The following is a 15,558-nucleotide window of genomic DNA, read 5'->3' on the forward strand; positions in this document are numbered from 1 at the left end:
ATCCGGGACCGGCCTTCTAAGGTGCGCCGCTTTGGTGGTCAGCCGATGCGGTAACCGTGGTTGCCTGGCCGGCCGTGCAGGCCGGAACAGTGTGTTAGCTGGACGCTGCCCAGCCGCAGCCCCAGGGAGACAGGCCGCGCTCCGCGTAGACGCGGTTGGCAATGGCGATCTGCTGGGCCTTGCTGGCCTGGCTGGCGTTGGGTGCATAGGCGCCGCCGCCGGAGCCCAGCCAGGTCTGGATGTCGAACTGGAGGCCGCCGTAGTAACCGTTGCCGGAGTTGATGGACCAGTTGCCGCCGGACTCGCACTGCGCGATCTTGTCCCACATGGCCTCGTTCATCATGGCCGGGGCTGCGGCGCCGGTGTTGGCGGCTGCCGGGGCAGCTTCCACCTTGGGCTTTTCCTTGGTGCCGATGCTGACCTTTTCGGTGACCGGCTCGCGGGTGACCTTCTGCGCTACCAGCGTCCGGGAGGCCACACGGCCGTCCACGAGGACCAGCTTGAAGCTCTTGCTGATGCTGCCGGCAGCACCGGCCTGGGTGACCTTTTGTTCGCCCTTCGGCAGCGCCGCGTCCTCGGCGGTCAGCGTCTCGAAGGGTACCGCCTCGGTGGTGGCCTCGGTCTTGGACGTGTCGACGCGGGAGACCTTGACGACCATGTTGTTGACCACGGGCGCGTTGCCGGGCTGCGAGGTGCGGTCGCTGGCGCCGAGCTTGATGCGGGCGTCGGCCAGGACGCCTGCGACAGTCGCCGCGGTCGTCGTGGTCTTGGTGGCCTTGCCGTCGGCCACGAGGGTCACGGCCTTCGGCGTCGAGATGCTCACGAAGGAGCCGGACACGGCCAGCTGCGAGTCCTTCGGCACCGAGACCTCAGAGGCGGAGGCCACGCCGAGCTCGGTCACGAGGCCTTCGACGGTGGGGGCGGTGGTGGTGATGGTCCGCTCAGCACCGTCCACGCTGACCTTCACGGCCTTGGCGAGGTTCACGTTGATGACGGAACCGTCCTGCACATGGGATTCGGCAGAGGGGGAAACCTTGTCCGCCGCCTGCAACTCGACCTTGGCGCCGCGGACCACTTGGCCGACGGTGCCGCCGAAGGTCTGCACGGAGCTGACTCTTCCGTCGACGTTGAGGGTGACCGTCTTGTTGTTGCCAACGAAGGCGACCAGGCCGAGCACGAGTGCCACGAGCACCACGAGTTGTGCGCCGACCTTGACGAAGCTGACCTTGCCGTCCGATGTGAAGAACTTGACCACGATTGCCCATATCTTTTGGACCATCCGGGCACGGGGAAAAGCGCACACGTTTCCCCGGCGCAAACACCCCCAAAGGGCAGCTCCGGAACAGCTCCGGATATTTGCGGAAAACGCGGGCACCGCCACACTTCCAAACGAGAGCGCACACGTGGATCTTGTGCCACTATGCGCGCCCTGAGGTAGTGAAATTATCCGAAGGCCTTCCCCGACCCCGGCTAATAGTTGTCCACTGTAACCGTAGCGTTATAAACCAGCCAAGATTTTGTGCATACCCGGTATGTTGCGAGGGGTGTTGCCAGAGTGACGACGGATGCCCGTTTTAGTCCCAGGATCCGTATGCACGCAGGGTATTCTCGGCCAGCCCGGCGCAGAGCTCGGAGAGGTCGCGGCCTGTCAATTCCGCCATCGCGCGGACCGTGTAGGGAACCATATAACTCGCGTTGGGCCTCCCCCGGTGCGGGTGCGGAGTCAGGAACGGGGCGTCGGTCTCGACGAGGATCCGCCCGGGCTCGGCGACGGCCAGCGCGGCACGCAGATTGGCCGCGTTCTTGAAGGTCACGGTGCCGGCGAAGGACATGTACCAGCCCTCGGCGTTGCAGGTCCGGGCAAGCTCCTCACCGCCGGAGAAACAATGGAAGACCACCCGCTCCGGAGCCCCTTCCTCCCGGAGCACCTGCACGACGTCATCGTGGGCGTCACGGTCGTGGATCTGCAGTGTCAGGCCCAGCCGTTTGGCGATGTCGATGTGGCGGCGGAAGGAGTACCGCTGCCTGGCCAGTCCCTCCCCTTCGGTGCGGAAGAAGTCCAGCCCGGTCTCGCCGATGGCCCGGATCCGTGGGTGGGCCGCCAACGCCTCGATCTCGGCCAGCGCCTCCTCCAGTTCGCCGCGGGCGGCGTACGCCGGGGCGTCGTTGGGGTGCAGCGCGACGGCGCCCAGCAACCGGGCGTCTTCATCCACTGCACGGACGGTAAAACGCGACGACTCAAGGTCGCAGCCCACCTGCACGGCGCCCTGGACGCCGACAGCATCTGCGGCGTCGAGCGCGTCCTTGATGCTGACTGCCGGGCTCCCGTTGGCATAATCAGCGTCCGGGAAATCCAGGTGGGTGTGGTTGTCCATCACCGGGACGGGCAGCGGTTCCGGCGCCGGCGGGTACGGCTTCCGTCCGGACGGGACTGAACCGGTCGAAGCACCGTCTGTCCCGTCGCTGGCGGGCGCGCGGAAGGGGGCGGGGATCAGCGGGTTGCACATCCTTCCAGCCTAGCCGGGGGCCGGGCCGAGAATTACCCGGAACTCTCTGCCTGATTTGTCAGTTGTGTTAGTACGCTGATACCAAGACAGGCGTGCGGGACGGGCGGGATCCGGCTTTCCCGCCGCTCCGCCCGGACCCGCACCAGGGCTGAAAGGCTGCCGATGGACTACCACCGAAGCACCTCCGTTGACGAAGCGCTGCCGGAGCCGCAGCCGGAACCGCAGGAGCTCCCGGCACGTGCCGGTGTGAGCGGAACCGGTGTGATGCCGGCGCCGATGGAGGCGGCGGATTTCCATGCCGCCAGCGAGCGCATCCTGCGGGCCATCAACACGGTGATCGACGGCAAGGCAGAGGCCGCGAAACTGGCCCTGACGGTGCTCCTCGCCCAGGGCCACTTGCTCCTCGAGGACGTTCCGGGCGTGGGCAAGACGCTGCTGGCCAAGACGCTGGCAAGGACCATCGACTGCTCCGTCAGCCGGATCCAATTCACCCCGGACCTGCTGCCTTCCGACGTCACCGGCGTATCCATCTACAACCAGGCCTCCCGGATGTTTGAGTTCCGTCCGGGCGCGGTGTTCGCCAACATCGTGATCGGCGACGAAATCAACCGGGCCTCCGCCAAGACGCAGTCCGCGCTGCTGGAATGCATGGAGGAACACCAGGTCACGGTTGACGGGAATTCCTACAAGCTGGACGAACCTTTCATGGTGGTGGCGACGCAGAACCCGATCGAGATGGAAGGCACCTATCCGCTCCCGGAGGCGCAGCGGGACCGCTTCATGGCCCGAATTTCGATGGGGTACCCGGACCGGGATTCCGAGATGGAGATGCTGGAGACCCACCAGGCGTCGTCCCCGCTGACCAGGGTGACAGCCGTGGTCACCGCGGACGAGGTGGCGTCCATGATCGCCACCGTCCAGCAGGTCTATGTATCCCGCCCGATCAAGGAATACACCGTGGCGCTCGGCCGCGCCACGAGGGAAAGCGCCATGCTCCGGCTTGGTGCGAGCCCCCGGTCCATGCTGCAGCTGCTGCGTGCGGCAAAAGCCACCGCCGCCCTCGAGGGCCGGGACTTTGTGCTGCCCGACGACGTCGTGAGCGTGGCGGAATCGGTGCTGGCCCACCGGATCATCCTGGACCGCAAGGCTGCCAGCACCGGCGAGACGCCGCAGAGCGTAATCCGGTCCATCCTCGCGCGGGTGCCGGTCGGCCAGGACACGGCGCCGGCCGCGGCCGGACGGGACCGCTCCGCCGCGCAGCCGTCGACGCTCCCCGCCGGCCGCTAGGGGGCTGACGCGGCTGTGGCGTTGCTGGACCGGTTCCCGAGGCACATCTTCAGCTCGCGCGGCTGGGGCCTGTTGGCCGCGGGCGTCCTGTCACTGCTGGCCGCCCAGATCCTGGGCCGCCGCGACCTGCTGGCCCTGGCGCTCCTGTTGCTGGTCCTGCCGCTGCTGTCCCTGGCCGGCACCCGTGTGTTGAAGCCGCGGTTCCGGGTCTACCGCGAGTTCAATCCGTCCCCGGTGGAGACCTCCGCCACGACCACTGTCCGGCTGGCCGTTGCCCGCACCGGTCCGGGCAGCGGGCTGGCCCTGATGGAGGAGCAGCTGCCGCCCCGGTTCGGGCACTCCCCCGTGTTCCGCTTCCCGGCCCGGACCTCCGCCGGAGGGACCAGCCGCTACGAATACCAGCTTCGGAGCGCGAAACGCGGCCAGTTCCTGATCGGGCCGGTCACTGCCGAATTCAGCGACCCCTTCGGGCTCTCGGTGCACCGGCACGCGATCGACGCCGGTGACGTCCTCACGGTGACCCCGGCCGCCGTCGAACTCCCCCCGACCGGGCTTGCGGGCGCACGCGGCCACGACGGCGTCACCGCGACCCGGATCCGCGCCAACCCCAGTGACGACGACGTCATGACCCGCGAGTACCGGCACGGCGATCCGATGCGGCGCGTGCACTGGGCTGCGACCGCCCGGCACGGCTCCCTCATGGTGCGGCAGGAAGAATCTGTCACAACACCGGAAGCCACCATCATCCTGGACCAGCGTTTTCACGCCTATGCCCAGGGCACCGGCTACGTATCCGGCGGCGCGGCAGCGGACGGGCACGAACTTGTCACCAGCGACGCATTCGAATGGGCCGTCACGGCCGCGATGTCCATCAGCACCCACCTCGGCGAGCGCAACTATGCGCTGCGCTGCCTCGACCCGGCCGGGGACCCGGCCTTCCTGAATTCGCCCTCGGCGCCGGAGCCCGGGACCGACGAGTACTCCGGCGCCGGCGGGCTGCAGTCCATCGCGGAAAGCCTCGCCGCCATCGCGCTCAGCGGCCCGCGCCACGGCGCAGCCGACACCGGCCCGCAGCCTTTCGATGACCGGCTGATGAACAAGCTCTCCGCCCACCGCCTGCGGGGGCCCATCCTCGCGATCCTGGGCCGGCTCTCACCGGCCGAGGCACGCGCCCTGGCACCCGCGGCGGGATTCGGGGCGAATGCCTTTGCCTTCCTGGTCACCGACCGTGCGGCCGACGCCGGCGAGGTCCTCGAGATCCTGCGCCGTGGCGGCTGGCGCGCCGTCGCCGTCTCCACAGCCACGCCGCTGCCCGCCGCCTGGTCCGCTTTCGACCAAGACGGGAGCGCCGGGCTGCCGGCTGCCGCCGAAGCGCGGCCCCTCGCGGGAGGCCGGCGATGACCCTGGCACCGCAGCGCAGTATGGCCCCCGGACCGTCCGCGCCCCACGCCGGCGGACCCGGCGCGCCGGCACCCCGCGGCGCCGCCGGACCGAAGGGTGCCGGTGTCGAACCCTGGGCCATGGGACTCGCCGTCGCGGTGGCGGTCGGCGGCGCGGCACTGGGGCTTAACGGCGTCCTCCGCGGCTGGGCCTGGTACCCGGCCGTCATCACGACGGTCCTCACCGTCGCATTGGCGATGGCTGGACTCCGGGCCCTGCGGCTGCGCGGCGTCCTGGTCGGAGCGGGAGGCTTCGCGGCGCTGGCGCTGGTCCTCACCTTCACCTTCTTCCGCCAGCACAGCATCGCCGGCTTCATCCCCTCCGCCGACACCCTGTCCCAGCTGTCGCGGTACCTGCGGCGGGCCAGCGAGACCGTGCTGGCGGAAAGTTCCCCGGTGGCACCGAACGCCGGGATCGTCCTGCTGGTCTGCGGAGTGCTCGGCCTGCTGGTGATCCTGGTCGATGCCCTCGCCGTCCCGCTCGCGCTGCCCGCGACCAGCGGGCTGGGCATCCTGGCCATCCTGGTGGTCCCTGCCATGGTGAAACCGCAGAGTGTCGGCTGGCTCGGCTTCACCGGCGCCGCAGCGGGCTATCTCATGATCCTGGCCGCCAGCCACTGGTTCCATCCAAACTCCCGAACCCGGGCAGACACGGCCCGCAATCCCGGCCAGCTCAAGCGCGCCTCGCTGACCGGAGCCGTGGCACTGGTTTTGACGCTGCTCTTCCAGTTGGCCATCCCGGGCTTCGACCAGGGCCTCTTCCCGCAGGGATCCCGGCTCAATCCCTGGGGACCGGCCAGCGGGCTCAATCCCATGATCAGCCTCGGCAACAGCCTGCGCAGCCCCAGCGGCGACGGACGGATCACGTACGCCACGAACGCCGCCCAGGCGCCGTACCTGCGCTCCGTCACGGTGGACAACTTCGACGGCGATGCGTGGTCCCCCGACGACCGAGACGCCAGCCGGCAAACGGGAACCGCGAAGATGGACGCGGGCGCCTCCCCCGGCGTGGAGGAGCAACTCCGGGTGGTCACGGCCGTCAACGCCGGCCAGTTCACCAGCCCGTACCTGCCCGCTCCCTACGCCCCCGAGACGGTGCGGGGCCTCACTGGCCGGTGGAGCTGGGATCCGGCCACGCTGACCATCAAGGGCGTGGACACCAACTCCCGCAACCAGCAGTACGTCGTCGAGTCGGTGGCGCCAAAGCTCACCCGCGCCGTCCTGGCTGAGTCCCCGGGCAGGACCCAGGCCGTGCCGGACACCTTCACCCGGATCCCCGCCAACGTCCCGCAGATCGTCCGGCAAACCGCGGACACCGTCACCGCGGGGAGCCGCAGCAACTACGCCAAGGCCATGGCGATCCAGCAGTACCTGCGTTCGGCGGAGTTCAGCTATTCGCTCCAGTCCCCCGTCCAGGGCGGCTACGACGGCAACGGGTTGTCTGTCCTGGCGGATTTCCTGGCCCAGAAAAGCGGCTACTGCATCCATTTCTCCTCGGCCATGGCCGTGATGGCACGGCTGGAGGGGATCCCCAGCCGGATCGCCGTCGGCTACGCTCCGGGCCGCGCAACGGGCTCCACGGTGACGATCCCGGGCCTGGGGGCACTTCCCGAGTATGAGGTGGACGCCCGGGACGCCCACGCCTGGCCCGAACTGTTTTTCCAAGGCATCGGCTGGGTGGCGTTCGAGCCGACGCCCTCGCGCGGCGTGGTGCCGAGCTATGCCACCGAGCCTGCCGCACGCAGCGGCGCCAGCACCAACGAGAACAACGATGGACTGATCCCCGAGGGCGACCCCAAGCCGACTGCGGCCCCCGCCCCGGCCCCGCTGCCGTTGCCCGCGGCCCCGGGCGGGACCGGGTCCGGCAGCAACCTGGGCCCGGCGCTGGCCGGCGCCGGCGGGCTGGTGCTGGTGCTCCTGCTGCTGGCATCCCCGGCGTTGGCGCGCGGCGGCATCCGGCGGCAGCGGCTCAAGGAAGCCGGCACCGGCCTGCCCGGGGCAGCGGCGCCGGCCTGGGCCGAGCTGCAAGACCTCGCCACCGACTTCGGCGTCCCGCCGCGCGGCAGCGAAACCCCACGGCATTTTTCCGCCCGGTTCCGCGGTTCGTCGGCCCTGGGTGAGCCGGACGGCGTGGACGCCCCGGCGCACGCCGCCGTGGCCTCCCTAAGCGGCGACTTCGAGCGGCAGCGGTACGGCCGCCCCGGCCCGGGTTCCCTCTCCGGGAGCGAGCTGCCCGAAACCACGCTGCAGGACTCCCCCGTGGAGCGGATCGAACTGGTGCGGGAAGCATTGCGGGCCCACGCATCGTGGTGGACCCGCATGCGCGCAACCTGGCTGCCGCCGTCGCTCACGGCCCGCTTGCGGCGTCGGGCGTGGATCCCGCTGCGGGCCGTTACCAAGCCTGCGGGTGCAACTGGAAACGGCGCCGCGGAATCCTGGTCCAGGATCCGCGACGCCGTGCGCCGTCTGCGTCGAAGCTAGCCGGCGTAGGGGTCCGAGATGCCGATGTACTGCGTGTAGAGGTACTCTTCGATGCCTTCGAGGCCGCCCTCGCGGCCCAGGCCGGACTGCTTCACGCCGCCGAACGGGGCCGCGGCGTTGGACACGACGCCGGCATTGAGGCCCAGCATGCCGGTCTCGAGGCGTTCGCCCATCCGGATGCCCCGGTTGAGGTCCTTGGTGAAGACGTACGCCACCAGGCCGTATTCCGTGTTGTTCGCGAGCCGGACGGCTTCGTCCTCGGTGTCGAAGGTGATGATCGGGGCGACGGGGCCGAAGATTTCCTCGGCCAGGATCCGGGTGCCCTCGGTGACGCCCTTGAGGATGGTGGGCTGGTAGAAGTAACCGGGACCCTCGACGGCGGCGCCGCCCAGCACTGTCACAGCGCCGGAGTTCACCGCGTCCGTGACGAGCTCGTGGACCTTGTCGCGGCTCTTCGCGTCGATCAGCGGCCCCACCTTGGACTCGGCCTCGGTGCCCCGCGCGGTGGTCATGTCCTTCATCTTCGCGGCGAACTTCTCCGCGAACTCGTCGGCAACGGACTCGTGCACGATGAAACGGTTCGCCGCGGTGCAGGCCTCGCCCATGTTCCGCAGCTTCGCCAGCATGGCCCCGGCCACGGCGGCGTCGACGTCGGCGTCCTCGAACACCACGAACGGGGCGTTGCCGCCAAGTTCCATCGAGGTCCGCAGCACCGTCTCGGAGGCATCCGCCAGCAGACGGCGGCCGACCTCGGTGGAACCGGTGAAGGAGAGCTTACGCAGCCGGGAGTCCTTGATCAGCGGGCCGGTCGTGGCGCCCGCGGTGGAGGTCGGGATCACGTTCAGCACGCCGGCGGGCAGGCCGGCTTCGAGCATGACGGCAGCAAAGAGCTGGGAGGTCAGCGGCGTCAGGTTCGCGGACTTCAACACCATGGTGCAGCCCGCGGCAACGGCCGGGGCGATCTTGCGCGTGGCCATGGCCAGCGGGAAGTTCCAGGGCGTGATCAGCAGGCACGGGCCCACCGGCTTCTTCGTCACCAAGAGCCGGGACTTACCGTCCGGTGAGACCGAATAGCGGCCGAACGCGCGGACGGCTTCCTCGGAGAACCAGCGCAGGAACTCCGCTCCGTAAGTAACTTCACCGCGGGCTTCGGCCAGCGGCTTGCCCATCTCCAGGGTCATCAGCAGCGCGAAGTCCTCGGCCCGTTCGGTGACCATTTCGAAGGCGCGGCGCAGGATCTCGCCGCGCTCCCGCGGCGGGACCTTTGCCCAGGACTCCTGTGCGGCCGCGGCCGCATCGAGCGCCGCGGCGCCGTCCTCGGGGCCGGCGTCGGCGAGGCTCAGCAGCACCTTGCCGGTGGCGGGATCCTCGACGTCGAAGGTCTTGCCGGACGCGGCCGGACGCCACTGTCCGTCAATCAGCAGGCCTGTCGGCACGGACGCCAGCAGTGCGGCCTCGCGCTCCGCGGTAACGGTGGGCTGGGCAGTTACAGTCACAATGACTCCCTCGTCAGCAATGGGTTCGGAAAATTTGATCGGCCCCGCAAGGGCTTGCGCCGCGTGGCCGGACTACTGCCACGGTACTGCCGGGATCTCCGGGGTGTCTACGCATGTGCGCACTAGACCATCCCGGATCTGCTGTGCAGCTGCACAAGAGCGCCCCGCTCAGGAAAGCTGCCTTGTTAGCGCCCCGTCAGCGCGCGGCGAGGACCGCGGAATACAGTTCGCGCTTGCTGATCCTGGCGTCCTCGGCGACCGCCGCGACGGCTTCCTTCAGCCGGATGCCCTGCGCGATCAGCGCATTCACGGCTGCGACGTGGTCCTCCGGTTTGCCCGGCTCCCGTTCGGGTGCTCCGCCCACGACGACGGCGATCTCGCCCCGGACCTCGTTGGTCTCGGCCCACTGCAGCAGTTCGCGCAGGTTGCCTCGGATGACCTCTTCGTAGGTCTTGGTGAGTTCCCGGCACACGGCCGCCCGGCGGTCGGCGCCAAAGCGTTCGTGCAGGGCCCGGAGCATCGGCTCCAGCCGGTGCGGCGCCTCGAAGAAGACCATGGTGCGGCGTTCGGCGTCGAGGTCCGCGAGCCTGGACGCCCGCTCCCCGGCCTTCCGCGGCAGGAAGCCCTCGAAGCAGAAACGGTCCGTCGGCAGCCCGGACAGGGCCAGGGCGGTCAGCACGGCGGAAGGGCCGGGAACGGCGGTGACGGTGAGGCCGGCCGCGACGGCGCCCTCGACCAGGCGGAAGCCGGGATCCGAGACGGAGGGCATGCCGGCGTCGGTCACCATGACCAGCGTCTTCCCGGAACGCACCTGGTCCAGGAGTTCACCGGTCTTGGCCGCCTCGTTGTGCTCGTGGTAGCTGATCACCCGGCCGGCTACGGTGATGCCGAGGCTTTGCACCAGCCGGTGCAGGCGCCGGGTGTCCTCCGCGGCGACGATGTCCGCCGTTTCAAGCAGTTCGATCAGGCGGGCGGAGGCGTCGCCGACGTTGCCGATCGGGGTGGCGGCAAGCACGATCCGGCCCGGTCCTGCGGCCGTCCCGGCCTGCGTCGCCGCTTCTGTGTCCGCGACAAAAACAGCGTCGGGGACGGTAGCGGCCGGGGAATTGCCTGGGGACGTGCTCTGTTCGGGATCCACCCCACCAGCCTACTGCCGGCGGGCGCGCGGGACCGACGATCACGGCCGCGAACGGTAGCATGGCAACGTGACGCAGACCCCCATGCGGCCTGCCGAGGCCGGTTCAGCCGCATCCGTGCCCGCCGACAGCAGCCCGGACAGCACCCGCCGCCTCTCCCGGAGGCCGCACCTGTCCGGTACCGGGCGCAACCTGGAGGGGCACCGCTGGATCAGCCGTCCCGGCGAGGCCTTCGACGTCGAGGACCTCACGGAACGGCTGATCGGCAGCATCCGCAGCTGGCGCGACTATCCGCCGTCCCTGCGCCTGTGGTTCTGGCTCATCCCGGTCCTCACCGCCGTGCTCGGCGGTATCCTGCGCTTCGTCCGGCTGGACACCCCGCACAACCTGGTGTTCGACGAGACCTACTACGTCAAGGACGGCTACTCCCTCCTGGTCAGCGGTTACGAGCGCGCGTGGCCGGACAAGGCCAATGACTCCTTCATCGCCGGCAACCCCGGGGTGTTGCTGGACAGCCCCGAGTACGTGGTCCATCCGCCGGTGGGCAAGTGGATGATCGCCGCCGGGATGTGGCTCTTCGGACCGGACAACCCGTTCGGCTGGCGCTTCGCGGCGGCCCTGACCGGCACCCTCTCGATCTTCCTGCTCGCCCTGATCGCGCAGAAGCTCTTCCGCTCGCTCACCCTGGGTGCCGTGGCCGGGGTGCTGCTGGCGGTGGACGGCCACCACCTGGTGATGTCCCGCACCTCGCTGCTGGACATCTTCCTGATGTTCTGGATCCTTGCCGCCTTCGGCGCGCTCCTGATGGACCGCGACGACGGCCGCCGTCGGCTCGCGGCCCGGCTCGCCGGCCAAGCCGCGGCCTCCGCGGATGGGCGACCCTCCCGGATGCAGCTTGCCGCCGGACCGTGGCTGGGGATCCGCTGGTGGCGGCTGGCCGCCGGCGCCTGCCTTGGCCTGGCGGTCGGCACCAAATGGTCCGGCCTGTTCTTCATGGCCGGCTTCGGGCTGATGACGGTCCTGTGGGACCTCGGCGCGCGCCGGATCGCCGGCGTGCACGGCTGGATCACCGGCGGCATCCTGAAGGACGGGATCGGCGCCTTCCTGAGCATTGTGCCGGTCGCGGCGCTGGTCTACACCGCCACCTGGACCGGCTGGTTCCGCTCCAGCAACGCGTACTTCCGGCACTGGGCCGAGACCAACCCCTCGGAGCAGTGGGGCTGGCTGCCCGATTCGCTCCGGTCGCTTGCCCACTACCACCTCGAGGCCTACAAGTTCCATCAGGGCCTGAGTGCGGAACATCCCTACGAGGCGAGCGCCTGGAGCTGGCTGGTGATGGGCCGGCCGACGTCGTTCTTCTATGAGTCGTCCAAGCAGGGAACCGCCGGCTGCGAGCTGCCCAGCTGCACCTCGGCCATCCTCTCGGTCGGCAACCCGCTGATCTGGTGGAGCGCGGCGGTCTGCCTCGGCATCCTGCTGTTCTGGTGGGCGGGCCGGCGCGACTGGCGCGCCGGGGCCATCCTGGCCGCCGTGGGTGCCGGCTACCTGCCGTGGTTCATGTACCCGGAACGCACCATGTTCTACTTCTACGCGGTGTCCTTCGAACCGTTCCTGGTGCTGGCCCTCGTGTACTGCCTGGGGCTGGTCCTGGGCCGACGCACCGACCCGCTCTGGCGGCGGCGCTCCGGCTTCTACCTCGTCGCGTTGTTTGTCATCGCGGCCGTACTGCTCTCGGCGTTCTTCTACCCGGTATGGACCGCGGAGCTGATTACCTACCAGGACTGGCGGTTGCGGATGTGGATGCCGTCCTGGATCTAGGGCAGGATTACTAGCGGAGCCCGCGTCCGTGGGGCCGCTGTCGGGAACGGGAGACATGGGTTGTGAGAGAAGCTAGCACCGGACTGCTCGTCGAGCTGGATCCGGAAAGCAATGTGACGGACCTGCTGCTGGAGCAGCACGCCAAGGACCCGGTACATGCGCTTTACTCCCGGAAGGGCCCCTCCGGCTGGACGGACATTCCGGCCCAGCAGTTCCTGGAACAGGTCAGGGCCCTGGCCAAGGGGCTGATCGCCGGCGGGCTTGCCCCGGGCGAGACGGTCGCCGTCATGTCCGCCACCCGCTACGAATGGACCGTGGCGGATTTCGCCATCTGGTTCGCCGGCGGGGTGACCGTCCCCATTTACGAGACGTCCTCCCCCAGCCAGGTGGAGTGGATCCTGCACGACTCCGGTGCGCGCCTGGTCTTCGTCGAAGACCAGGTGAAGGCCACACTGGTCCGGGGCGTGCTGGACGGCTCCGGGCTGCTCGCGGGCCGGGTGCTCGGCATCGTCCGGATGGACTACGACGGCGCCGCCCCCAACCTGGCCAGCCTCGCGGCTGCCGGCAGCGGCGTCAGCGACGCCGAGCTGGAGCGGCAGCGCCGCACGGCCGGGCTCGACGACGTCGCCTCCCTGGTCTACACCTCCGGCACCACGGGCCGGCCCAAGGGCTGCGAGATCACGCACGGCAATTTCGCCCTCGTCGCGAAGAACATTGTCCTGTTCCTGCAGGAAATCCTACTGCAGGACCGGACCCGGACGCTGATGTTCCTGCCGCTGGCCCACGTCCTGGCCCGCGCCGTTCAGGTCGTCTGCCTCAGCGCCGGCACCACGCTCGGCCACACCTCCAGCGCCAAGGAACTGCTCGAGGACCTGGGCACGTTCAAGCCCACGTTCCTGCTGGTGGTGCCCCGGATCTTCGAAAAGGTCTACGCAGGCGCCGCCCAGAAGGCGGCCCAGGCCGGCAAGGAACGCCTCTTCGGCGCGGCCGCCGCCGTCGCGATCGGGTATTCGCAGGCCCTTGACGCCGCCGCCCGCGGCGAGGGACCCGGCCCCGGCTGGGGGCTGCGCGCCAAGCACCGCCTCTTCGACCGTTTGCTCTATCCCAAGCTCCGCCAGGCGTTCGGCGGCAGCCTTGGCTACACCGTCTCCGGGGCGAGCCCGCTGAGCGCCCACGACGCGCATTTCTTCCGGGGCGCCGGCGTGCCGGTGCTCGAAGGCTACGGGCTGACGGAGACGACGGCACCGTGCACGGCCAATATCCCGTCGCGCACCAAGGTGGGTACCGTCGGCATTCCGATCCCGGGCACCACGATCCGGATCGCCGACGACGGCGAGATCTTGGTCAAGGGCATCGGCGTCTTCAAGGGCTACCACGCCAACGAGGCGGCCAACGCCGAGGCGTTCGTGGACGGCTTCTTCCGCACCGGCGACCTGGGCTCCCTGGATGCGGACGGTTTCCTGACCATCACCGGCCGGAAGAAGGACCTGCTGGTCACCGCCGGCGGAAAGAACGTGGCGCCCGGGCCGCTGGAGGAAAAGATCCGCGAGCACCAGCTCGTGGCCCAGGCGGTGGTGGTCGGGGACGGGCGGCCGTTCGTCTCAGCCCTGGTGAACCTGGACCCGGAAGGCCTGGAAAACTGGTGCGCCGCGCAGCGCATTCCCGTCATGGGCACCGCCGAGGCAGCGGCGAACGACCAGGTCCGCGCCGCCATCCAGGCCGCCGTCGACGACGCCAACACGCTGGTTTCCAAGGCGGAGTCGATCCGCACCTTCGTGGTGCTGGACACCGATTTCACGGTCGAGTCCGGACACCTCACGCCGTCGCTGAAGCTCAAGCGTTCCGCCGTCGTGCGCGACTTTGCGGCGCACATCAACCGGATCTACGGCTAGGACCCGGCGCGCCCGTCACGGCGCACACAAAAGCGGCCGGCACTTTCGTGCCGGCCGCTTTGTTATTTGGGTTTTTTGTTCGGGTTTTTATTCGGGGTTTTCCAGGCTTAGGAAGCGCCCTCGCGGCGGGAGGCCGCCTCCTCGCGGCCGGCCGCCTCGGACACGGTGGCCGCATCCTCGCCGGCCGGGGTTCCGGCGTCGCCGTTCCGGCTGCGCTTGAAGCGGCGGCCCTTGAGTTCGGCCGGATCCGCGGAGTTGGTTCCGGCTTCCTCGGCGGCGGAGGCAGTGCGGGTCCGGGGCGGCAGTCCGCGGCGCTTGCGGGTAGGCCAGGTCAGGATCAGGGTGAGGAGGGCGGCGAGCAGCACAAGCACGCCGATCACGAGCCCGGCGTCGACCCAGAACTGGGCCGGGAACAGCCGGATCAGGGTGTCCTCCAGGGAGAACGTCCAGCTGCCGTTGGCGAAGAAGATGCGGTGGAAATCGGTGAAGAACTGCTCCCACCCCAGGAACGCGAGGACGCCCAGCCCGATGATGATCACCAGCGTGGCGATCGAGCCGGCGAACAGTCCGCGGCGGACTCCCCCGGTGCTGCGCCGGCGCAGGTACAGGATGGCCACCAGGCTGAGCAGCACCAGCAGGGCGCCGGCGCCGAAGGCGGAGAGGATGACGAGCTTGACGTCGGCCATGTGGCTGACCTCGCCGTCCTTGAAGAGCGGTTCTCCGGAGCGGTTGACGAGCTCGCCGAGGTAGCGGGGGCCGGACCAGCTGCTCAGGTAGTCCACGGCGTAGGAGCCGTAGGTCATCCGGTCGTCGGTGTTGAAGCCGTAGCCGTCTCCAGGGAACCCCGGTCGGTTGTACTCCACCCAGAGGAACAGCGGGCTGGTCACCGCGCGGACGGCCAGCACCAACAGGATGACCGGGTAGCAGACCGCAAGCAGCACCTGCATCACCCGGGGGGCGACAGGCTTGGCGTTGGCGGCCTGTTCTCGCTCGGCGTTGCGGCGGTCCACTTCTTCGCGCGGCGGCCGGACCTGCAGCGCCGATGTGGGCAGCGGCTCGTTGAAAGCTCCGTCCCCGGTGGCGGCAGGCGTGGCTGCGGCCGGCGTGGCTTCGGCTGCGCCGGCGGACGTTGCGCCGGCCGCTGTGTCCTCGGCGGCCCTCCGCTCGGCGCGCCGGCCCTGGCGTTCGCCGCCGGCGCTGGCCCGGGCCGGTTCCCCCGGGACCGGCGAAGCGGCGGTACGCTCCGCCTCGGGTGCCGCGGTAGTCCGCTCAGCGGCCGGTGCCGCGGTGGTCCGCTCAGTCTGCGGCGCAGCGGCGGTCCGCTCAGTCTGCGGCGCAGCGGCGGTCCGCTCGGTCTCGGGAGTTCCGGAGGCGGCGTCGGCCCGCTTGCCCGTGCCGGCCGGCTTCATCCACTCGAAGGCAGGCTCGCCGGCGTCGTCGGCCGGATCCAGGTGCGGATCCTGCCGATTCGGAGGGGTGGGACTTTTTTCGGTCACTGCAGC

General features: G+C 69.6%; 10 protein-coding genes. 5 read left to right on the forward strand and 5 right to left on the reverse strand.

What is annotated here, in order from left to right:
- Positions 1-94: 94 nt before the first annotated feature.
- Entirely contained in the window at positions 95-1,279 is a 1,185-nt protein-coding gene (locus AC1DNC_RS06710) for a ubiquitin-like domain-containing protein (RefSeq protein WP_476861779.1), read from the reverse strand.
- Between the two features lie 295 nt (positions 1,280-1,574).
- Positions 1,575-2,507 carry a TatD family hydrolase gene (locus AC1DNC_RS06715; protein WP_476861780.1) on the reverse strand — a complete coding sequence of 311 codons (933 nt, stop codon included), beginning with the start codon at positions 2,505-2,507 and terminating at the stop codon, positions 1,575-1,577.
- Between the two features lie 162 nt (positions 2,508-2,669).
- Here AC1DNC_RS06715 and AC1DNC_RS06720 point away from each other — a divergent pair, with 162 nt between their 5' ends.
- Genes AC1DNC_RS06720 through AC1DNC_RS06730 form a run of 3 tightly spaced genes read left to right on the forward strand, consistent with a single transcriptional unit; the run spans position 2,670 to position 7,714 of the window.
- The gene (locus AC1DNC_RS06720) at positions 2,670-3,794 is read left to right on the forward strand and encodes an AAA family ATPase (RefSeq protein WP_476861781.1); all 1,125 of its coding nucleotides are present in this window, start codon (positions 2,670-2,672) and stop codon (positions 3,792-3,794) included.
- 15 nt (positions 3,795-3,809) lie between these two features.
- Positions 3,810-5,195, forward strand: coding sequence for a DUF58 domain-containing protein (locus AC1DNC_RS06725; protein ID WP_476861782.1), 1,386 nt, complete (start codon positions 3,810-3,812; stop codon positions 5,193-5,195).
- Positions 5,192-7,714, forward strand: coding sequence for a transglutaminase TgpA family protein (locus AC1DNC_RS06730; protein WP_476861783.1), 2,523 nt, complete (start codon positions 5,192-5,194; stop codon positions 7,712-7,714). The genes AC1DNC_RS06725 and AC1DNC_RS06730 overlap by 4 nt, the downstream gene beginning before the upstream one ends.
- Here AC1DNC_RS06730 and AC1DNC_RS06735 read toward each other — a convergent pair.
- On the reverse strand, positions 7,711-9,210 hold the full coding sequence (locus AC1DNC_RS06735; RefSeq protein ID WP_476861784.1) for an NAD-dependent succinate-semialdehyde dehydrogenase: 1,500 nt from the start codon (positions 9,208-9,210) through the stop codon (positions 7,711-7,713). The genes AC1DNC_RS06730 and AC1DNC_RS06735 overlap by 4 nt on opposite strands.
- A 196-nt stretch (positions 9,211-9,406) precedes the next feature.
- Positions 9,407-10,228, reverse strand: a complete 822-nt coding sequence (rsmI, locus tag AC1DNC_RS06740; protein WP_476861903.1) for a 16S rRNA (cytidine(1402)-2'-O)-methyltransferase — start codon at positions 10,226-10,228, stop codon at positions 9,407-9,409.
- A 187-nt stretch (positions 10,229-10,415) separates the two neighbouring features.
- On the opposite strand from rsmI, the gene AC1DNC_RS06745 reads away from it, so the two are divergent.
- Both AC1DNC_RS06745 and AC1DNC_RS06750 read left to right on the forward strand, forming a co-directional pair.
- Entirely contained in the window at positions 10,416-12,164 is a 1,749-nt protein-coding gene (locus AC1DNC_RS06745) for a dolichyl-phosphate-mannose--protein mannosyltransferase (RefSeq protein WP_476861785.1), read from the forward strand.
- 62 nt (positions 12,165-12,226) lie between these two features.
- Positions 12,227-14,056, forward strand: coding sequence for an AMP-dependent synthetase/ligase (locus AC1DNC_RS06750; RefSeq protein WP_476861786.1), 1,830 nt, complete (start codon positions 12,227-12,229; stop codon positions 14,054-14,056).
- Positions 14,057-14,163: 107 nt separating this feature from the next.
- Here AC1DNC_RS06750 and AC1DNC_RS06755 read toward each other — a convergent pair whose 3' ends face one another.
- Complete coding sequence (locus AC1DNC_RS06755; RefSeq protein WP_476861787.1) at positions 14,164-15,552, reverse strand: TIGR01906 family membrane protein; 1,389 nt, start codon at positions 15,550-15,552, stop codon at positions 14,164-14,166.
- Positions 15,553-15,558: the final 6 nt, after the last annotated feature.

It is taken from the genome of Arthrobacter sp. 01N442 (genome assembly GCF_056399345.1).